The organism is Shimia sp. MIT1388 (assembly GCF_047124445.1).
Taxonomy (GTDB): Bacteria; Pseudomonadota; Alphaproteobacteria; order Rhodobacterales; family Rhodobacteraceae; genus Shimia.
This window is the reverse complement of the sequence record NZ_CP138921.1, coordinates 3745425-3765156: the sequence shown is the minus strand read 5'-3', so window position 1 is coordinate 3765156 and position 19732 is coordinate 3745425. Positions and strand designations below refer to the sequence as shown.

20 protein-coding genes are annotated in these 19732 nt (G+C 57.1%); 6 read left to right on the top strand and 14 right to left on the bottom strand.

Going from position 1 to position 19732, the window contains the following annotated elements; translation table 11 throughout:
* Positions 1 to 618: 618 nt before the first annotated feature.
* Genes rplP through rplB form a run of 5 tightly spaced genes read right to left on the bottom strand, consistent with a single transcriptional unit; the run spans position 619 to position 3261 of the window.
* Positions 619 to 1032, bottom strand: a complete 414-nt coding sequence (gene rplP, locus SIB92_RS18480; RefSeq protein WP_164644444.1) for a 50S ribosomal protein L16 — start codon at positions 1030 to 1032, stop codon at positions 619 to 621.
* A 13-nt stretch (positions 1033 to 1045) separates the two neighbouring features.
* Positions 1046 to 1753 carry a 30S ribosomal protein S3 gene (gene rpsC / locus SIB92_RS18475; protein WP_294116136.1) on the bottom strand — a complete coding sequence of 236 codons (708 nt, stop codon included), beginning with the start codon at positions 1751 to 1753 and terminating at the stop codon, positions 1046 to 1048.
* Complete coding sequence (gene rplV, locus SIB92_RS18470) at positions 1753 to 2133, bottom strand: 50S ribosomal protein L22 (protein WP_058238276.1); 381 nt, start codon at positions 2131 to 2133, stop codon at positions 1753 to 1755. Before rplV ends, rpsC begins: the two co-directional genes overlap by 1 nt.
* A gap of 3 nt (positions 2134 to 2136) precedes the next feature.
* On the bottom strand, positions 2137 to 2415 hold the full coding sequence (gene rpsS / locus SIB92_RS18465) for a 30S ribosomal protein S19 (RefSeq protein WP_294116132.1): 279 nt from the start codon (positions 2413 to 2415) through the stop codon (positions 2137 to 2139).
* A gap of 3 nt (positions 2416 to 2418) precedes the next feature.
* On the bottom strand, positions 2419 to 3261 hold the full coding sequence (rplB, locus tag SIB92_RS18460) for a 50S ribosomal protein L2 (RefSeq protein WP_412553414.1): 843 nt from the start codon (positions 3259 to 3261) through the stop codon (positions 2419 to 2421).
* Between the two features lie 342 nt (positions 3262 to 3603).
* Between rplB and SIB92_RS18455 the strand changes: the two genes are divergently transcribed.
* A complete protein-coding gene (locus SIB92_RS18455; protein ID WP_412553413.1) occupies positions 3604 to 4242 on the top strand; it encodes a hypothetical protein in 639 nt (212 codons plus the stop codon).
* Between the two features lie 15 nt (positions 4243 to 4257).
* Here the strand turns inward: SIB92_RS18455 and SIB92_RS18450 are convergent, their stop codons facing one another.
* The 6 genes from SIB92_RS18450 to rpsJ all read right to left on the bottom strand — a co-directional run bounded on the left by SIB92_RS18450 (position 4258) and on the right by rpsJ (position 7566).
* A complete protein-coding gene (locus tag SIB92_RS18450) occupies positions 4258 to 4644 on the bottom strand; it encodes a nuclear transport factor 2 family protein (RefSeq protein ID WP_412553412.1) in 387 nt (128 codons plus the stop codon).
* Positions 4645 to 4809: 165 nt separating this feature from the next.
* Entirely contained in the window at positions 4810 to 5484 is a 675-nt protein-coding gene (locus SIB92_RS18445) for a hypothetical protein (protein WP_412553411.1), read from the bottom strand.
* 128 nt (positions 5485 to 5612) lie between these two features.
* Complete coding sequence (locus SIB92_RS18440; RefSeq protein ID WP_164644437.1) at positions 5613 to 5909, bottom strand: 50S ribosomal protein L23; 297 nt, start codon at positions 5907 to 5909, stop codon at positions 5613 to 5615.
* Entirely contained in the window at positions 5906 to 6523 is a 618-nt protein-coding gene (gene rplD / locus SIB92_RS18435; RefSeq protein ID WP_294116123.1) for a 50S ribosomal protein L4, read from the bottom strand. The genes SIB92_RS18440 and rplD overlap by 4 nt, the downstream gene beginning before the upstream one ends.
* Complete coding sequence (gene rplC, locus SIB92_RS18430; protein WP_294116122.1) at positions 6520 to 7245, bottom strand: 50S ribosomal protein L3; 726 nt, start codon at positions 7243 to 7245, stop codon at positions 6520 to 6522. Before rplC ends, rplD begins: the two co-directional genes overlap by 4 nt.
* A gap of 12 nt (positions 7246 to 7257) precedes the next feature.
* Positions 7258 to 7566, bottom strand: coding sequence for a 30S ribosomal protein S10 (gene rpsJ / locus SIB92_RS18425; protein WP_044028221.1), 309 nt, complete (start codon positions 7564 to 7566; stop codon positions 7258 to 7260).
* Between the two features lie 307 nt (positions 7567 to 7873).
* Between rpsJ and cls the strand changes: the two genes are divergently transcribed.
* Positions 7874 to 9280 (top strand): cardiolipin synthase, encoded by a 1407-nt coding sequence (cls, locus tag SIB92_RS18420; protein WP_412553410.1) that lies wholly within the window; start codon positions 7874 to 7876, stop codon positions 9278 to 9280.
* Between the two features lie 18 nt (positions 9281 to 9298).
* On the opposite strand, the gene hisD is transcribed toward cls, so the two are convergent.
* Entirely contained in the window at positions 9299 to 10609 is a 1311-nt protein-coding gene (gene hisD, locus SIB92_RS18415) for a histidinol dehydrogenase (protein WP_412553409.1), read from the bottom strand.
* Positions 10610 to 10737: 128 nt separating this feature from the next.
* Here hisD and SIB92_RS18410 point away from each other — a divergent pair, with 128 nt between their 5' ends.
* Complete coding sequence (locus SIB92_RS18410) at positions 10738 to 11514, top strand: IclR family transcriptional regulator (RefSeq protein ID WP_412553408.1); 777 nt, start codon at positions 10738 to 10740, stop codon at positions 11512 to 11514.
* Between the two features lie 152 nt (positions 11515 to 11666).
* Positions 11667 to 12572, top strand: coding sequence for a LysR family transcriptional regulator (locus SIB92_RS18405; protein ID WP_294116117.1), 906 nt, complete (start codon positions 11667 to 11669; stop codon positions 12570 to 12572).
* A 125-nt stretch (positions 12573 to 12697) separates the two neighbouring features.
* Here SIB92_RS18405 and SIB92_RS18400 read toward each other — a convergent pair whose 3' ends face one another.
* Both SIB92_RS18400 and SIB92_RS18395 read right to left on the bottom strand, forming a co-directional pair.
* Positions 12698 to 14725 (bottom strand): FAD-dependent oxidoreductase, encoded by a 2028-nt coding sequence (locus SIB92_RS18400; RefSeq protein ID WP_412553407.1) that lies wholly within the window; start codon positions 14723 to 14725, stop codon positions 12698 to 12700.
* Between the two features lie 239 nt (positions 14726 to 14964).
* Positions 14965 to 15768, bottom strand: coding sequence for a crotonase/enoyl-CoA hydratase family protein (locus SIB92_RS18395; RefSeq protein ID WP_412553406.1), 804 nt, complete (start codon positions 15766 to 15768; stop codon positions 14965 to 14967).
* A 99-nt stretch (positions 15769 to 15867) separates the two neighbouring features.
* Between SIB92_RS18395 and SIB92_RS18390 the strand changes: the two genes are divergently transcribed.
* Both SIB92_RS18390 and dnaE read left to right on the top strand, forming a co-directional pair.
* Positions 15868 to 16062 (top strand): SlyX family protein, encoded by a 195-nt coding sequence (locus SIB92_RS18390; protein ID WP_294116114.1) that lies wholly within the window; start codon positions 15868 to 15870, stop codon positions 16060 to 16062.
* A 131-nt stretch (positions 16063 to 16193) separates the two neighbouring features.
* A complete protein-coding gene (gene dnaE, locus SIB92_RS18385; RefSeq protein ID WP_412553405.1) occupies positions 16194 to 19712 on the top strand; it encodes a DNA polymerase III subunit alpha in 3519 nt (1172 codons plus the stop codon).
* Positions 19713 to 19732 lie beyond the last annotated feature (20 nt).

Sequence of the window (19732 nt, the reverse complement as noted above, 5' to 3'; positions counted from 1 at the left end):
TGGCGAGAGCTTTGCTATTTCTTGACGCTTGCCTCGCTGTAGCTAGAGCAGCTTTCGTTCGCAATCCTAGTACCGAAGGCCGGCATTGTTCTTGCATTCTAACCTTTAGTGCTTTCCATTAATCCAGTCGCTGGAAAGGGCAGTAGCCTAAAGGATATTCGTCAAGAGAGCAGCGCAACGGTCGCAACGGGTGTAAGAAATGCCTCTCGCCCAAAAGATGGATTTGGAATGAACAAGTTCGCAAATGGAGTGTTCGCAGCAGCGGCAGCAAGCCTCATACCTATACTAGTTTTGGCGGACTATTTTCACCTGACAGCACCTCTTAGTGTCTCGTATTGGGTCGATCTTTATCAACTTCCTGACGCGCTCGGTCCTGTTGGGGCTACCCTCATTTATTATCTGTCGGTTTCGTGTCTTGCGTCTCTATTTCGATCCATCATCTCTCGCTTCTTCAAAAGGCATTCAGAGTAAATTGATAAATGCCAACGGCTCTTTCTGTTCGTCCGATTTTCTAAAGGCTAAAGAACGTTCCCTTCACTTCACAAATAGGAAAACCCCCGCCATTTCTGACGGGGGTCTTTGATCTTGTCAGACGTGAGGGGCAAGCCCCTCACCTCCTTACCAGTCTTCGCGAACCACGACGCGGGTCTTGACCGGAAGTTTCATCGCGGCGAGGCGCAGAGCCTCACGTGCGATGTCTTCGTCAACACCGTCGATTTCGAACATCACGCGACCTGGCTTCACTTTGCACGCCCAGTAGTCCACGGAGCCTTTACCTTTACCCATACGGACTTCGGTAGGCTTCGAGGTCACAGGAGTGTCTGGGAAGATACGGATCCAAACACGACCTTGACGTTTCATGTGACGGGTCATCGCACGACGTGCTGCCTCGATCTGGCGAGCAGTCACACGCTCCGGTGTGGTTGCCTTCAGGCCGAAGGAGCCGAAGTTCAGGGTGGAACCACCCTTCGCCAGACCCTTGATGCGGCCTTTGTGCATCTTGCGGAATTTAGTACGCTTTGGCTGAAGCATTGATCAGTCTCCCTTAGCGACGACCGCCTGCACCGCGAGGTGCTGGGCCATCCTGGACTTCTTGTGCACGGCGATCACGCGCCTGTGGATCGTGCTCCATGATCTCGCCTTTGAAGATCCAGGTTTTGATACCAATGATCCCGTAAGCGGTGGTAGCTTCCACGTGTGCGTAGTCGATGTCGGCACGCAGTGTGTGCAGAGGAACGCGACCTTCACGATACCATTCGGTACGTGCGATCTCGGCACCACCCAGACGACCTGCAACGTTCACCCGGATACCCAGGGCGCCCATGCGCATGGCGTTCTGAACGGCACGCTTCATTGCGCGACGGAAAGACACACGGCGCTCCAGCTGCTGAGCGATGGACTCGCCAACCAGCGTTGCGTCGAGTTCCGGCTTGCGCACTTCAACGATGTTGAGGTGCAGCTCGGAGTCGGTCATCTCGGCGATCTTCTTGCGAAGAGTCTCGATGTCCGCACCTTTCTTACCGATGATCACGCCCGGACGCGCAGTGTGAACAGTCACACGGCATTTCTTGTGAGGGCGCTCGATGATCACGCGTGCGATACCGGCTTGCTTACACTCGTTCTTGATGAACTCGCGGATTTTGATGTCTTCCAGCAGAAGATCACCATAGTCCTTGGTGTCAGCGTACCAGCGGCTGTCCCAGGTGCGGTTCACCTGCAGGCGCATGCCAATCGGATTGACTTTGTTACCCATTAGGCTTGCTCCTCAACTTGACGCACCTTGATGGTGAGCTCAGAGAACGGCTTGATGATCTTGCCGAAACGACCACGGGCCCGCGGACGACCGCGCTTCATGGTCAGGTTCTTGCCCACATAGGCTTCGGCAACGATCAGGCTGTCGACGTCCAGGTTGTGGTTGTTTTCGGCGTTGGCGATAGCGGACTGAAGGCACTTCTTCACGTCTGCTGCGATACGCTTGTTGGAGAAAGTCAGGTCGGTCAGAGCCTTCTCAACTTTCTTGCCGCGGATCATGCCAGCAACCAGGTTCAGTTTCTGCGGGCTGGTGCGAAGCATGCGGGTTTTCGCCATTGCTTCGTTTTCAGCCACGCGGCGGGGGTTCTTTACCTTGCCCATGACTTACTTCCGTTTCGCTTTTTTGTCAGCTGCGTGACCGTAGTAGGTCCGAGTTGGAGAGTACTCACCAAACTTCTGACCGATCATGTCTTCAGTGACGTTGACAGGGATGTGTTTCTTGCCGTTGTACACACCAAAAGTCAGACCCACAAACTGGGGCAGGATGGTGGAACGACGGGACCAGATTTTGATCACTTCATTGCGGCCGGATTCACGGGCTGCTTCGGCTTTCTTAAGCACGTAAGCATCCACAAAAGGGCCTTTCCATACAGAGCGAGACATCTATTAACGCCCCTTCTTCTTGGCGTGACGCGAGCGGATAATAAGCTTTTGCGACGCTTTGTTTTTGTTGCGGGTACGTGCACCTTTGGTCGGCTTACCCCATGGTGTCACTGGGTGACGACCACCGGAGGTACGACCTTCACCACCACCGTGTGGGTGATCGATCGGGTTCATAACCACACCACGAACGGACGGACGCTTGCCTTTGTGGCGCATACGGCCGGCTTTACCGAAGTTCTGGTTGGAGTTGTCAGGGTTGGACACGGCACCAACGGTGGCCATGCATTCCTGACGCACGAGGCGCAGTTCGCCAGAGGACAGGCGGATCTGAGCGTAGCCACCGTCACGACCAACAAACTGAGCGTAAGTACCAGCTGCGCGAGCGATCTGGCCGCCTTTGCCTGGTTTCAGTTCGATGTTGTGAATGATGGTACCGATCGGCATGCCCGAGAACGGCATTGCGTTGCCCGGCTTGATGTCGGCTTTTGCAGACGCAACAACCTTGTCACCAACGGCGAGACGCTGTGGTGCGAGGATGTAGGCTTGCTCGCCGTCATCATATTTCACGAGTGCGATGAACGCGGTCCGGTTCGGGTCGTATTCGATCCGCTCAACGGTTGCCGCAACATCAAATTTGTTCCGTTTGAAGTCAACGATCCGGTAAAGGCGTTTTGCCCCACCACCACGACGACGCGAGGTGATCCGTCCGGTGTTGTTCCGGCCGCCCGATTTCGTCAAACCCTCGGTGAGAGCTTTGACGGGACGTCCTTTCCAAAGTTCCGAACGGTCGATCAGCACCAGCCCACGCTGGCCCGGCGTCGTCGGCTTGTACGACTTGAGTGCCATGCTTTCTGTCTTCCGTATAGCAGCCCGGTCTGTGGAAATTGGTCAGACCCGGCGATGTTAAAGCCCCCCGAAGGTGGCCAAGTTTTTAGGCCCCCGTAGGTGCCCGGTTCAAAAGGCGAGCAGCCCCAGAACGAATCTGAGGCCACACGACCCGCGCGATATAGCTTGGATGGGAGAGGGTGTCTATAGGAGCACCTGTTTTTCTTGGCTTGCGCCAACATCCGCCCCCCAAGCCGCGCATCGACAAAAAGCGCGTTGGTTGTCCGGCTGCTAAATCACACCGACCTTTCAACAGTTTTCGCCTCATCCTATACGCGTATGAAAGGCGGGAAGGAACCAACAATGGCCGGACAGTTTCAAATTCATTCACTGAGTGATAATGCTCACTGGCCGTACGAGAAAGCCTATCGAAAGTACTTAGGAGCTGGCGGGGTTTTCGAAATCAGCGTTTGCAACGACGCCGCTGATGAGTTGAAGTGCCATCAGGCTGTATTGCTTCATGTCCTGGGCAAGGTAGATCCTAAAAGGTTTGAACAGGTTGTTCCCTTTGAAATCGACGAACCAACATTTCATGGTGAAATTTTCGACTATGAGACTTGGAACCTTTTTTACCCCGGGACGCTTTGGTTTGGCGGAAAGAAAAGGGTAAACCCGATTTACAGAGATATTAAGTGGGTGCCAAAAGGCTACTCGGTCGGCTTCCCTGAAGTCTTCTCACCAGGCGGGTTCGCCAATGCTTTTTGCGACCCACCGTACCCACTTCAACTCTCGCACCCCGAAAAACAAACGCTTTATGAAGCAATCACATCGGCCATGGCTCCGAGAAACAACGCGCGAATTCTCAATTGGCACCAAGACGCTCTAGTCAAAGCATGTCCAGCGCTTGGGTGCGGTGAGGAATGGTGGGGCGTTTATGCCTTCACAACATACAACAAACTCACGTCACAGGTTTTTGCAGCAGTCGCGGCGACAACGGACTAAAAGTCCCCACAACAATCAAATCTCCTCCACCACATTCTCTAGCATCCAGACCTTTGCCACGATCTGCCAGCCGTTCTCGCCTTTCAGCATCGACAGGTGATCCTGATACACGTTGCGCCGGGCGCGGAAGCGGATTTTGACCATGGCACTTTTCGCGGACAGGTAATCCACCATCAAAATCTCCGCATCCATCTGCTGCCCAAGCGCATGTGGGGAGGTAGCCGTATTGGCCCCTACGTCGGCGTTAAAGCTTGCTATCGGCTCAGCAAAGATTTCGCCCTTCTCGACATCAAACAGGCTCGCCGCCGGGTGAAACACCGCATCCAACTTTTCTTTGTCGCAATAAAACAGCCCGTCAAAATAGGTCTGTACCGCCTCAAACAGCTCCACCTGTGCGTTCATCTCTCTGCCCTTCCTGGTCGCTTTTCCTGACGACAGACATAGAGGGGCCGGGCCAGCCTGCCCAATGAAGAGATGTGGCGGCGGCCATAACCGGAGGAGAATTATTCAAAGTCCCTGATGGACATCATCGTGTGCGGAAATCGATGCTTCTGCCTGCGATGCTATCTAGCGCCGTAGGATCGCCCTTTTGATCCGGCTGCCGCGATGGCGCAGTTTTTCGGCAAGCGTCAAGTCTTGCGCCTCGCCGTGCTGATAAGACCCGGGCTGGATGAAGTCGACCGCATGGGCAAATGCCGAAGAGGACGGGGTCAGGCCGCAGAAATGCGCCATATCGCGCAGTACGAGATCCGGCTTCACAAGAAGCTTCTCATAGCTCACCAACAAAACCGGGCAATCGACCCGGCGGATCAGGTCCGCGTTCTTCTGGGTTTGCGTCAAATACATCGCCAGCGCTTTGTCGACCTCTTCGCGGTCCCAAGAGGACACGCCGGAGGTGTTGGCAGTCAGGTCGCGCGTCACAAGGATCAGGCGCGGATTGCGCAAATCCGGCAATAGATCGTCTAAATACTGGTGCGGATGCGGGTGTTTCCAGCCCCAGACGTCATGGCTCTCGTTGCGGCCCGCAACAGTTGCGCGAATGGCGTCCAGCCCGAGGCGTTTGCGAAACAGCTTGTCCTCTAGATTGCCTCCGATGTCATCGCCCAGGAAAACCCCCAAGCGGCGCAGTGCGCCAGCTGTGGCCGTTGTGCCGCCGCGATTGACCCCGAAGATCAGAAAGGTGCGGTGATCGTTGGTGCGCGACGTCTCGTCGTCGCGAAATGAAATTGTGTGAGAATACACGGTATTGTCCTGAAGGTTTCAAATATGACCTGCACCATCTCACACCTAGTCAGATGGGCAAAAATCTCAACACAAAAAAGAAAAAGGCCGCCCGATTTCTCGGACGGCCTCCATTTTATAGGCGGATCTTACAGTCCGGTGGACACGTCGATCGTGTTGCCTTCTTCCAGGGTCACGTAAGCCTTTTTCACGTCTTTACGCTTGCCAAGCTGGCCGCGGAAACGTTTGACTTTACCCTTGGTGATGGTGGTGTTGACCGCTTTGACCTTCACACCAAAGAGCGCTTCAACAGCTTCTTTGATCTGTGGTTTGTTGCTGTCGATCGCCACTTCGAAAACCACTGCGCCGTTCTCGGACGCCATGGTGGATTTCTCGGTGATGACCGGCGCGCGGATCACATCGTAGTGTTCTGCCTTAGCGCTCATTTCAGTCGAGCCTCCAGTGCTTCGATCCCCGCTTTGGTGATCACCAGAGTGTCACGCTTGAGGATGTCATAAACGTTCGCACCCATCGTTGGCAGGATGTCCAGACCTTCGATGTTGCGCGATGCTTTCAGGAAGCCTTCGTTGACCTCGGCACCGTCGATGACCAGAGCACGTTTCCAGCCCAGGTTCTTCACCTGTTTGGCCAGAGCGGCGGTCTTGCCTTCGGATGCGGCGTCTTCGATCACAACCAGCTCGCCTGCTTTCGCTTTCGCGGACAGCGCGTGCTTCAGACCCAGCTTACGGAACTTCTTTGGCAGGTCGTGGCCGTGGGAACGGACAACTGGACCTTTGTAGATGCCACCACCGCGGAAGATCGGCGCGTTGCGGTCACCGTGGCGTGCGCCGCCAGTGCCTTTTTGGCGATAGATCTTTTTGGTGGAGTAGGAAGTTTCGGAGCGAGTCTTCACCTTGTGGGTGCCGGCCTGTGCGTTATTACGCTGCCAGCGGACCACACGGTGCAGGATGTCCGCACGTGGTTCCTGACCGAACAGATCTTCGGACAGTTCAACCGAACCGGCTTTGGAGCCGTCGAGTTTGATCACGTCAAGTTTCATGCTTCACCACCTTCCGCAGGTGCTTCTTCAGCCGGAGCTTCGGTCGCTGCTGCTTTTACGGCTGCCGGAAAAGGCAGACCTTCAGGAGCTTTCTTCTTCACGGCGTCCTTAACGGAGACCCAACCACCTTTGGAGCCAGGTACGGCGCCTTTGATGAACAGAAGACCACGGTCGGCGTCAGTTTTGACAACTTCCAGGTTCTGTGTGGTCACACGTACGGCACCCATGTGGCCGGCCATTTTCTTGCCTTTGAAAACCTTACCGGGATCCTGACATTGACCAGTGGAGCCGTGGGAACGGTGGCTGATCGAAACACCGTGTGTCGCGCGCAGACCGCCGAAGTTGTGGCGCTTCATCGCACCGGCAAAACCTTTACCGATGGAGGTGCCCGCAACGTCCACTTTCTGACCTTCCAGGAAGTGCTCTGCGGAGATTTCCGCACCCACTTCGATCAGGCCGTCTGCTGGAACGCGGAACTCAACCAGCTTGCGCTTTGGTTCCACTTTCGCTGCTGCGAAGTGGCCACGCATGGCTTTGGAGGTACGCTTGGCTTTTGCAGTGCCAGCGCCGAGCTGAACGGCGGTGTAGCCGTCTTTCTCTTCGGTGCGCTGTGCAACAACCTGCAGGCCGTCGAGCGAAAGTACGGTTACAGGAATCTGCTTGCCGTCTTCCATGAACAAGCGGGTCATGCCCACTTTCTTTGCGATAATACCGGAACGCATCAGATAAACTCCTTAAACAGAGATCTGTACGTCCACGCCGGCCGCCAGATCGAGCTTCATCAGCGCGTCTACGGTCTGCGGGGTCGGATCTACGATGTCGAGAAGACGCTTGTGCGTACGGATCTCGAACTGATCGCGGGATTTCTTGTCTACGTGTGGACCACGCAGAACGGTGAACTTCTCAATCTTGTTGGGAAGCGGGATCGGGCCACGAACCTGCGCGCCGGTGCGCTTTGCAGTGTTCACGATTTCCTGAGTGCTTGCGTCCAGCACACGGTAATCAAAAGCCTTCAGCCGAATGCGAATGTTTTGACTTTGCATTTCGTCAGCCTTTTTTAGGCGTTGGAGTTGAGAGGAGGATCCGCGACCATCGCAAACCCTCATCGAACCCAAAAGGCGGGAATCACCCCGCCTCAAGATTCCAGTAAGGAACCCGCGCCCTTTACAGCCCATTTGAAAGGCTGGCAAGCGTTTTGCCGAAGTATTTGCGCTTTGGGCCAGTTGCCGTTTGCTGTCTTGCTTGGTCCTATCCGCTATTAAAACGCGGTTGGCGCAAGCAAGGTCTGTACGCTAGGCTTTTGAAGACGACACACAGGTCAGCGACTGCCTGACTATTTAGGAGATCTTTATGGCCACATTTCTGGCTGTCTGTTTTGTCCTTTTGGAGCTGACCGCGCTGGTGATGGCTTGGCGTGCCGTGAAGTATTCGCGCACCTCCCAAGGCTCGGTCGGCTGGGTCGTTTTCCTGATCGCAGCCCCCTATATCGCCGTGCCCGCCTATCTGTTTTTGGGGCACCACAAATTTGAGCACTACGTAACCGGTCGGCGAGACAGCGAAGAGATCATCGAGCGCATCCAGGAAGTCAGTGAAGCCCTGAAGCCAGAGGTTCCTCCGACCTTCCCGACCAAAGCACTTGAAGCGATTTCCGATCTGCCCGTTGCGCGTGGCAACGCGATGGAACTTTTGATTGATGGCGAGGAGACGTTTGATGCGATCTTTGCCGCCATTGATAGCGCGCAAACCTATGTGCTTGTGCAGTTCTACATCATTCACGACGATGGGCTGGGCACGCGCCTGCAACGGCACCTGATTGCGGCGGCAGAACGCGGTGTCACAGTACGCGTATTGTATGATCCCGTGGGGAGCCACAAACTGGGGCATGATTACAGGCAAGCGCTGCGCGATGTCGGGGTTCAGATTGTTGAGCCGTCGCAAATGAGGGTGCCGAAAAACCGCTTTCAACTCAACTTCCGCAACCACCGCAAAACAGTTGTGATTGATGGCACCACGGCCTTCACCGGCGGGCTCAATGTTGGGGACGAATATCTTGGTCTAAGCCCGAAGTTTGGCAACTGGCGAGACACGCACGTGCGCCTGAAAGGGCCAGTGGTCAGTCAACTCCAGTTGATCTTTGCCGAGGACTGGCATTGGACCACCGAAGAAAACCTACTTACCGATCTGAATTGGCAAAGCGGTCGGGCCGCCGAGGATATGGCGGGCCTGATTGTGCCAACCGGACCTGGCGATAAGCTGGAAACCGGGGCGATGTTCTTTTTCTCGGCACTGGCCAACGCAAAGGAGAGGGTGTGGATTGCGTCACCGTACTTTGTGCCTGACGTGCATGTGCTGACCGCAATCAAACATGCGGCTCTCAAGGGCGTTGATGTACGGATACTGGTGCCAGACAATATCGACCACAAAACGGTCTGGCTCGCAGCCTTTGCCTACTTTGACGAAGTCCGCGCGGCTGGGGCGCAAATCTGGCGTTACACCGACGGGTTCATGCACCAGAAGGCCGTGCTGGTGGATGACAGCATGGCGGCAGTAGGAACCACCAACATGGACAACCGGTCGTTTGTTCTAAATTTCGAAACCATGGCTGTGATGTTTGATGCGCGTGCAGCTGAGGATCTTGAAGACATGTTCAAGACCGACTTTGCCAGGTCTTTCCTGCTGGACAAAACCTTGAGTGAGCAGCCGGTGCACATCCAGATTGGCGCGCCCATCACACGTTTGTTTTCGCCGCTGCTTTAAGCGCAAAGCTCCGCCCCACTACGGACGATCGCTGGCAGTTAAGTCAAAAGTCTCCTGAGGAAAATACTTCGCCAGTCGCGCATCTGCTGCGCGGGCATGGCCTTCCATACCTTCCAGCCGCGAAATCCGCGCCGTGGCCTGCGCCACCGCTTTGGAGCCCTCCCGCGTGGCCCTCTGCCACGTCACGACCTTCATGTATTTGTGCACCGACAAACCGCCCGTGTAATGCGCGGCTCGCGAGGTGGGCAAAACATGGTTGGTGCCAGCGGCCTTGTCCCCGTAGGATACGGTGGTTTCTTCCCCCAGAAACAGTGAGCCATAAGACATCAACGTGGACAGCCACCATTCGGGATCGGCGGCCTGAACGGTGAGGTGCTCGGGGGCATATTCATCTGACGTTGCCACCATATCTTCGCGGGTCTCGCACAAAATGACCTCGGCATAGTCGCGCCATGCGGCTTCGGCGTTGATGCGATTAAGCTCCGGGAGGGCTGCGATCAGCTTGGGGACCGCGTCCAGCACAGCCTCTGCCAGCACTTGGCAATTGGTGACCAACCAGACCGGAGAGTTGTAGCCGTGCTCCGCCTGGCTCACCAGATCGGTGGCCACAATATGCGGATCCGCAGTGGCATCCGCAAGGATCAAGCTGTCGGTGGGGCCAGCCACCATATCAATGCCGACCCGCCCAAACAGCTGACGCTTCGCCTCTGCAACATATTGGTTGCCCGGCCCCACCAGGATGTGCGCTTTGGGCAAGCCAAACAGACCAAAGGTCATGGCCGCGATAGCCTGCACGCCGCCCATAGCAAGGATTTGATCTGCACCACTTACATGTGCCGCATAGAGGATTGCCGGAGCGACACCGGTTTCCGGATGTGGCGGAGAACACGCTGTGATGTGCTGACAGCCGGCGACTTTGGCGGTGGTGACTGTCATGATGGCGCTGGAGATATGGCTGTAGCGGCCACCCGGAATGTAACAGCCAGCGGCATCCACTGGGATGGACTTCTGGCCTGTCACAAACCCCGGCAGGAGCTCGGCCTCAAAATCCTGCACCGTAGCCTTTTGCAATTCAGCAAATCGGCGGACGTTGTCATGGGCAAAATGGATGTCGTCTTTCAGCTTCTGCGGCACCTGCGCGGTTGCCTGCGCAATCATCTCTTCCGTCACGCGCGTTGGCCCGGCGTATCGGTCGAACTTGGCCGCATAGGCCAGCGCCTCCGCATCTCCCCCACGTTCTATATCGGCCAAGATGTTTGCTACGGTTTGCTGAATGTCCCCCGCTTCCGTTTCCGGTTTCAGCAGCGCCTTCTTTAGATATGTCCGCATTTTCTCACCTCGCATCTCCAAAAACTGAAAAATGTCAAAAAATGAGACTTAATGTCCTGTTTTTTGCAGGAATTGAGGCTACAGTGATTTCAAACCAGCTCCAAAACAAATTTTGCGGACCTACACACATGGCAACCTCCGAGCGTATCCCGACCAACCTGCGCACCCTGTTGATCCTAGAGATCCTCGGGAAAAGTGATCGGGCAATGACGGCCACAGAAATCAATGAAACCTTACAATTGCCAAAACAGACCGTGCACCGGCTATGTGCCACGCTGGAGGACAACGGCTTTTTGGTGCGGCGCGGCACCTCAAGAAAGTACCAGGTCGCAAGACGCCTGCGAGAGATGGGTGCGGGTCTGCTTCACAACTCGCGAGACCACATTTTCCGCCATCAAATCCTCAAGACCGTGTCCCAGACCGTAGGGGAAAGCGTGAACTATGTGGTGCCAGAAGACACCGGTATGCGCTATCTGGATCGGGTGGAAACAGATTGGGCGTTTCGCATCCAGCTGCCTGTGGGCACCGAAGTGCCGTTTCACTGCTCAGCCAGCGGCAAGTGCTTCCTGGCGAGCCTGGGGCCAACCGCGCGAAAAAGAATGGTGGCGTCCCTGACTTTGGCGCAACGCACACAGGCCACTCATGTGACAGCCGACGGTCTTTTGACAGAGTTGGCACAAATTGCACGGGACGGTTTTGCGCTGGACCGCGAAGAGTTCATGGACGGCATGGTTGCCATTGCCGTGCCGGTCAAAGATGCACGCGGGCGATTTATTGCGGCGCTGGCCTATCACGGTCCAACGCCGCGCATGACACTAACCGATGCAATAGCTCAAGTTGGCTTCCTTCAGGAGTCGGCGCAACGGCTTGGCGATGCGCTTTTTGAGCCAAACGAAAGGCCCTAGCCAAACGCGCGGCGCTGAGAAACGCATCGTTTCCCCGTTTCCAAGACAAAAACGATCCGACCAAAACCTCAACATTGTCCGGCCTCTGCCCTCTTCCTGCCCGATTTCACCGGCATATCTTGTCCCCAAGGAAGACATTAGAGGATCGAAACATGGATCGCCTGACCGAAATGGAAGCATTCGCCACTGTGGTGGATCAGGGTGGATTTACAGATGCTGCAAAGAAGATGGGCATCTCCAAATCCGCCGTTTCCAAACATGTGTCCTCACTTGAGGCACGCCTGGGCGCACGTTTGCTGAACCGCACGACGCGGCGTGTTTCGCCAACCGAAATTGGCCTGGCCTATTATGACCGCGCCCGCCGCGTTCTAAACGATGCTGGCGAAGCGGATGCGCTGGTGACCTCGATGCAATCAGCCCCTTCGGGCTTGCTGCGCATCTCTGTGGCCACGGATTTTGGGGTAAACCACTTGTCGCCTGTGTTGGGCGATTTCTTGAGTGAGTTCCCGGACATCACCGTCAACATGGTGCTGAACAACCGCTATGTGGAGTTGATCTCCGAAGGCTTTGACATGGCCATTCGCATCGGGGAGCTGGAAGACAGCACCCTGCGGGCCCGCAAACTGACCGAGACCACCAAGCGGATGATCGCGTCGCCTGCTTATTTTGAGAAATACGGACGTCCGGAGAAGATTGACGATCTAAACCACCACAAGTTGCTGCATTACTCCAGCCAATCCAATGGCGCGGTGTGGAAGCTGACCGCACCCTCCGGTGAGAAACGCCAGGTGCGCACCGCAGGCTGGCTGTCGGTGAACGACGGGCAATCTCTGCTGAACGCGGCTCAGGCGGGCCTGGGCATCGCTTACCTGCCAAGCTTCCTCTATGCGGACGCAATGGAGCAGGGTTTGGTGGAAGAGGCCATTCCGGATCTGCCGGTGGAGACGCAAGGCATCTATGCCGTGTACCCACCCGGCCGGTTTACCCAGCCAAAGGTCCGCGCCTTCATTGACTTCTTGGTGCATGCCTTTGCCGAAAAAGGCCCAACCGACTGGTAATTTCGAATTTTCCCCTGGCTTTCTGAGAAAGCACCTTGGCCCGGCAGAGTTGTCCGGGCCTTCTTTTTTTGTGGCTACGAAAAAGGGCGCCGATGGCGCCCTTCGTGTTTTCTATCGCGTCTGACTTACAGCGAGGCGGCGAGGCGCGTGCCCTGGTTGATGGCGCGTTTGGCGTCCAACTCTGCCGCCACATCTGCGCCACCGATCACATGACATGTCACGCCTTCCGCTTCCAACGCGTCTGCCAGAGAGCGGTCGCTGATTTGACCGGCGCAAATCACCACATTGTCCACATCCAGAACACGTGGGTTTTCCCGTGCTTCGCCAAAGGAAATGTGCAGGCCGTCGTCGTCAATTTTGTCGTAGTTCACGCCACCCAGCATCTCGACGTTTTTCATCTTCAACGCTGCGCGGTGAATCCAGCCGGTGGTTTTGCCCAGACCTTTGCCCAGCGCCTTGGCCTTTCGCTGCATCAACGTGACCTGACGCGCCGCCGGATGCGGCTGCGGGCCCTCTGGCGCGAGACCGCCACGGTGCTCAGCAGGGTCGGTGACGCCCCACTCCACCATCCACTCCGGCAGGTTTTCGGTCAGACTTTCACCTTCGTGCACCAGAAATTCGGACACATCAAAGCCGATGCCGCCCGCACCGATAACGGCGACTTTCTCACCAACGGGCTTCTTGTCGCGCAACACATCGAGATAGGAGAGCACTTCGGGGCGATCCTGCCCCGGAATACCCGGATCGCGTGGCACGATGCCGGTGGCAATGATGACGTCGTCGTAGCCTGCAAGCGAATTGGCCGCGGCCTCGGTGTTAAGCTGGACCTCAATGCCGAGTTCGGCGATCATGGCTTCGTACCAATCGACCAGCCCCCAGAACTCTTCTTTGCCCGGGATTTGCTTGGCGACGTTGAGCTGCCCGCCCAGTTTGTCAGCTCGATCAATCAGCGTGACCTTGTGGCCGCGCTGTGCCGCAGTCATGGCCGCGGAGAGGCCCGCTGGCCCTGCGCCCACAACGGCAATGTTCTTCACGGTTTCAGTGGTCGGAATGGCCAGTTCGGTTTCATGGCAGGCGCGTGGGTTCACCAAGCAAGAGGTGAGCTTGCCGCCAAAGGTGTGATCCAAGCAAGCCTGGTTACAGCCAATGCAGGGTGCGATTTGGTTGGCTTTGCCTTCTGCGGCTTTGTTCACAAAGTCGGCGTCTGCCAAGAAAGGACGCGCCATGGAGACCATATCGGCACATCCCTCAGCCAGAACCTCTTCGGCGACTTCTGGCGTGTTGATGCGGTTGGAGGTGATCACCGGGATGCCAACCTTGCCCATCAGTTTCTTGGTCACCCAGGCAAAGGCGCGACGCGGGACGGAGGTGGCGATGGTCGGGATGCGGGCTTCGTGCCAGCCGATGCCAGTGTTGATGATGGTTGCGCCCGCTTTTTCAATCTCTTGCGCAAGCTGCACCACCTCTTCGTGGGTGGAGCCGTTGGGCACCAGATCAATCATCGACAAGCGGTAGATGATAATGAAGTCTTCGCCCACGGCCTCACGGCAACGGCGCACCACTTCGATGGGCAGGCGGATGCGGTTTTCGTAGGAGCCGCCCCAGCGGTCTGTGCGTTTGTTCACGTGGGTGACAATGAACTGATTGAGGAAGTAGCCTTCACTCCCCATGATCTCCACCCCGTCATATCCGGCTTCTCGGGCGCGGACCGTGGCGGTGACAAAGTCTTGAATTTGCTTCTCAATTCCCTCTTCGTCCAGTTCCTTCGGCGGGAAAGGCGAGATCGGAGATTTCACCGGAGAGGCGGAGACACACTCTGGCCCATAAGCATAGCGACCGGCGTGCAGAATCTGCATCGCGATCTTGCCGCCACCTTCGTGGACACGGTCTGTAACAACCTTGTGGTTGGCGATGTCTTCGTCGGTGAAAAGCCCTGCAGCGCCGGGGAAGACGCCGCCTTCGCGGCTTGGCGCCATGCCGCCGGTGACGATCAGGCCGACGCCGCCGCGAGCGCGTTCGCCGTAGAATTCCGCTACGCGATTCCAGTCTTTGGTTTCCTCCAGACCGGTGTGCATGGAGCCCATAAGAACGCGGTTTTTCAAGGTGGTAAAGCCCAGATCAAGCGGGGCGAGCATGTGGGGATATTGGGTCATCGGTGCCTCCAAAGGTGCCTCCTCAGTTGGGTTGACCAAAACGTAAAGCAGGGCATTTGTCACGCCCGACGCGGCGTCAAACGGCAGGCAATACGGTCTTGCCGTTGCGTCGGTTTTGGCTTGTTAACCTCCCATTTCGACGTCGGTATTGCGTCGGTATCACGACTGTTTTGCGGTGGTGCGGGTCCTTGTATCCCGACCACGTCTTACCACAAGGTGCGCAGCCGTTGCGGCACATCTTAGATGTCAGCAAATCCTCCGCCACGGCCTTTGCCCGCCGCAAAACGCGCCGCGCCTTTTTGCCCCTCAGCCGCGAAAGCCTCAAACGAAGCCCATTCCCGTCGCAGCGCTTGCGCCAATTCCGAGCCACTTGAACGCGCCGATAGGAAATCTGCGCGCAGGCAAGCTTGCGGAAAACGCGTCAGGCTTTCCGCCAGAACCAAAGCCTCTTCGAGCGCGTGACCGTCCGGACAGAGGCGATCCACCAATCCGATTTGATATGCTTCCTGCCCAGACACCGGACGCCCGGTGAGGATGAGATCGTTGGCGCGGCCTTGCCCCAGGATTTTTGGCAAGCGCACAGTGCCTCCATCAATCAATGGCACGCCCCAACGGCGGCAGAACACACCGAACACAGCTCCTTCGGACGCCACGCGCATGTCGCACCATGCGGCTAACTCCAGCCCACCGGCCACGGCATGACCTTCGACGGCTGCGATCACCGGCTTGGACAACATCAGGCGGGATGGCCCCATTGGGCCGGGAATGGGCTGAGCCTGTGCGTCCTGCCAATCGTCGGGAATAGCGATGGCATTTTGCCAGTCAGCCCCAAGATCGCCAGCCGCAGCCTTCAAATCAAACCCGGCGCAGAAGGTGGTTTGCCCACCGGTCAAGATAGCAACATCAACGCCGTCATCGGCCTCAAAGCCCATGAACGCCTCATGCAGCGCAGCGGCGGTGTCCGGGTTCACGGCGTTGCGAACCTCTGGGCGATTGATGCTGATGATGCGCACCCGACCTCTGGTGTGTACCAAAACAGTCATGACATACCTCCCTTTGTCTACTTTTGCGCCTCTTAGGAAACGCGCAAGAAGGACGCGGCGTCGCTTGACCCACGGAGGGTCACAGCCTATGCCGCAGCTATGGAACAGCTTGAAGAAAAGATTGCCCATCTCACTCGCACTGTCGAGGAGTTGAGTGACGTTGTGGCCCGCCAAGACACCGAGATTGCGCTTTTGACCCGCCGTGTGCAGATGCTGATGGAACGGGAAGCCACTCGTGAACAGGATGGCAGCGGCGGGGTTGTCATGGGCGACGAACGGCCGCCGCACTACTAAAGACGGCCGTTTAGCCATAGGACACAGGGGAGCCCCCCTGACTCCGAGGGCGGTGTCCGCCTTGGGATATTTTTGGCCAAATGAAGCCGAGGGCAGTTTCCTATCATCCGGGGCTGAGATAGTTTTGGCGGATGACCAACGCGCCTCGATTCATCCACCTCCGCACCCATACCGAATACTCCCTGCTCGAAGGGGCTGTGCGCTGTAAAAAGCTGCCCGGCATGTGTGCCGACATGGGCATGCCAGCGGTGGCGATCACCGACACCAACAGCTTGTTTGCTGCGTTGGAGTTCTCTGTCACGGCGCAAGGTGCGGGCATTCAGCCCATTGTTGGCTGTCAGGTCGACATGCATATGCCGCATGATGATCCATCAGGACGGACCGCGCCGCCAAAGCCTGCACCCATCGTGCTGCTGTCGCAGCGTGAGGAAGGCTATGAGAACCTGATGAAACTGTCGTCTTGTCTCTATGTGGACAATGATGGGCAGCTGCCGCAGGTCACAATGGAGGAACTGGCGGAGCGCTCTGCTGGGTTGATCTGTTTGACCGGTGGGCCGGATGGGCCAATGGGCCGCATGATGCGCGACGGTCAACACGACGCGGCCAAAGCGATGATGACGCGGCTCAAGGAGATTTTTGGCGACCGGTTGTATGTGGAGCTGCAACGCCATCCTGGCGAAAACGGCGCGCCGGAGGCGGAGCGGCTTACTGAGCGCGGGTTTATTGAGATGGCCTATGCCATGGACCTGCCGCTGGTTGCGACCAATGACGTCTATTTCCCCACATCGGACATGTATGAGGCGCATGACGCGCTGATCTGTATTTCCGAAGGGGCTTATGTCGATCAGCAGGACGGACGGAGACGCCTGACGCCGCAGCATTACTTCAAATCGCAAGAAGAGATGATCACGCTGTTTGCGGATTTGCCTGAGGCGATTGAGAACACGGTGGAGATTGCCAAACGCTGTGCCTTTGCCACCTATCTGCGCGATCCGATTTTGCCGAAATTTGCCGACGACGAGGTTGCGGAACTGCGCCGGATTGCCAACGAAGGCTTGCAGGCGCGCCTGGCGGTGATCCCGCATGCGGTTTCCGTTGAGGAATATCAGGAGCGGCTGGATTTTGAGCTAGGCATTATTGAGGGCATGGGGTTCCCCGGCTACTTCCTGATCGTTGCGGACTTTATCCAGTGGGGCAAGGACCACAACATTCCGGTGGGGCCCGGGCGGGGCTCCGGTGCGGGCTCGCTGGTGGCTTATGCGCTGACCATCACCGACCTTGATCCGCTGCGCTACTCGCTGCTGTTTGAACGCTTCCTGAACCCGGAACGGGTTTCGATGCCAGACTTTGACATCGACTTCTGCATGGATCGCCGCGAAGAGGTGATCAAATACGTGCAGGAGAAATATGGCCGCGACAAGGTGGGACAGATCATCACCTTTGGTGCGCTCTTGTCCAAGGCGGCGGTGCGCGACATCGGGCGGGTCTTGCAGATGCCTTATGGTCAGGTGGACCGGCTCTCCAAACTGATCCCGGTGGAGGGCGTGAAGCCAATGTCCATCGCAGACTCTTTGAAAGAAGAGCCGCGCCTGCGCGAAGAGGCCAAAAACGAAGAGGTGGTGGACCGCTTGCTGACCTATGGCCAGCAGGTTGAGGGGCTTTTGCGGAACGCCTCGACCCACGCGGCGGGGGTTGTGATTGGCGACCGGCCGTTGGATGCGCTGGTGCCACTTTACCAAGATCCGCGCTCGGATATGCCGGCGACCCAATTCAACATGAAATGGGTGGAACAGGCGGGCCTCGTAAAATTCGACTTCTTGGGCCTGAAAACCCTGACGGTTATTCAAAACGCCATTGAGCAGATCCACAGCTCTGGGCGGCCATTGCATGTGGCCGCAGATGGCACCGAACTCTATAAGCCAGCCGACGGCGCAGAGAACCAGATCAACGCGATTCCACTGGATGACGAGCCCACCTACAAGCTCTACTCAGCGGCCAAAACCGTGGCGGTGTTCCAGGTGGAATCCACCGGCATGATGGATGCGCTCAAGCGCATGAAGCCGACCTGTATCGAGGACATCGTTGCGCTTGTGGCGCTCTATCGTCCAGGGCCGATGGAAAACATCCCGGTCTATTGTGAGGTGAAAAACGGGCAGCGCGAGATTGAATCCGTGCATCCGTTGATTGACCACATTTTGGAAGAGACCCAAGGCATCATCGTTTATCAGGAACAGGTGATGCAGATTGCGCAGGTCATGGCGGGCTACTCGCTCGGCGGCGCGGACCTGTTGCGCCGGGCGATGGGTAAGAAAATCAAAGAGGCGATGGACGCTGAGCGTCCGAAGTTTGAGAAGGGCGCCGCGGAGAACGGCGTGCCGGCGAAGAAAGCTTCGGAGGTGTTTGACCTTCTGGAGAAGTTTGCGAACTACGGCTTTAACAAATCGCACGCGGCGGCCTATGCGGTGGTGAGTTACCAGACCGCGTGGCTGAAAGCGAACCATCCGGTGGAGTTCATGGCGGGCGTCATGAACTGCGATATTCACTTGACGGATAAGCTAGCGGTCTACTTCGAAGAGGTAAAAAAGGCGCTGAAGCTGCCTTATGTACCGCCCTGTGTGAACCGATCGGATGCGACGTTTAAGGTGGTCGATGGCGCGTTGGTCTATGCGCTGGGGGCATTGAAGAACGTCGGTCTGGAAGCGATGAAGCTGGTGACCGAGGGGCGCAAGGTGGATGGCGTGGACAAGCCGTTTGCGACGCTGTTTGATTTTGCCAGGCGGGTGGATTTGAAGAAGGTTGGCAAGCGACCTTTGGAGATGCTGGCGCGGTCCGGCGCGTTTGATCAGCTCGACAACAACCGGCGGCGGGTGATGGAGAGCCTGGATGGGCTGGTGAACTACTCCGCTGCGATCCATGAGCAAAAGAGCTCCAACCAGGTATCGCTGTTTGGCGAAGCGGGGGACGATTTGCCGGAGCCCCGACTGTCTCCGGCAGGGGATTGGTTGCAAGCGGAACGGCTGGATGAGGAGGCCAAGGCGATTGGCTTCTTCCTGTCGGGCCACCCGCTTGAGGATTTCATGGCGCCGCTGAAGCGTAAGAACGTGATGACGCTCGATGAGTTGACCGACAAGGCGCGGGGCGGGCCCTGTATTGCCAAGCTGGCCGGGCGGGTGTCTGGGCGGCAGGAGCGGAAGTCGGCGCGGGGCAACCGGTTTGCCTTTGCGCAGCTCAGTGATCCGACCGGGGCGTATGAGGTCACGATCTTCTCGGACACGTTGGAGAAATGCCGCGAACATCTGGAGACCGGCTCCAAGGTGGTGGTCACCGTGAAGGCCGAGATGGAGAGCGACCAGCTCAAGCTGCTGGCACAATCGATGACGCCGGTGGAGACCATCGTCGCGGATGCGGGCAACTCAGGCCTGAAGATCTATCTTGATGACGCCAGCGCGGTGGGGCCTGTGGCCAACATCCTTGAGGGCGCCAAGGAGACCATGAAAAACATGCCCAAAGGGCCGATCTGGTTCTGCCTCACCAACATGGAGCTGCCGGGGGATGTGGAGATTGATGCGGGGGCTGGTTTCCCTGTGAACCCACAGATCAAAAGCGCCCTCAAGTCTGTGGAAGGCGTGATGGACGTTAAAGAGGTGTAAGCTGGGGCGGCACAGGGCCG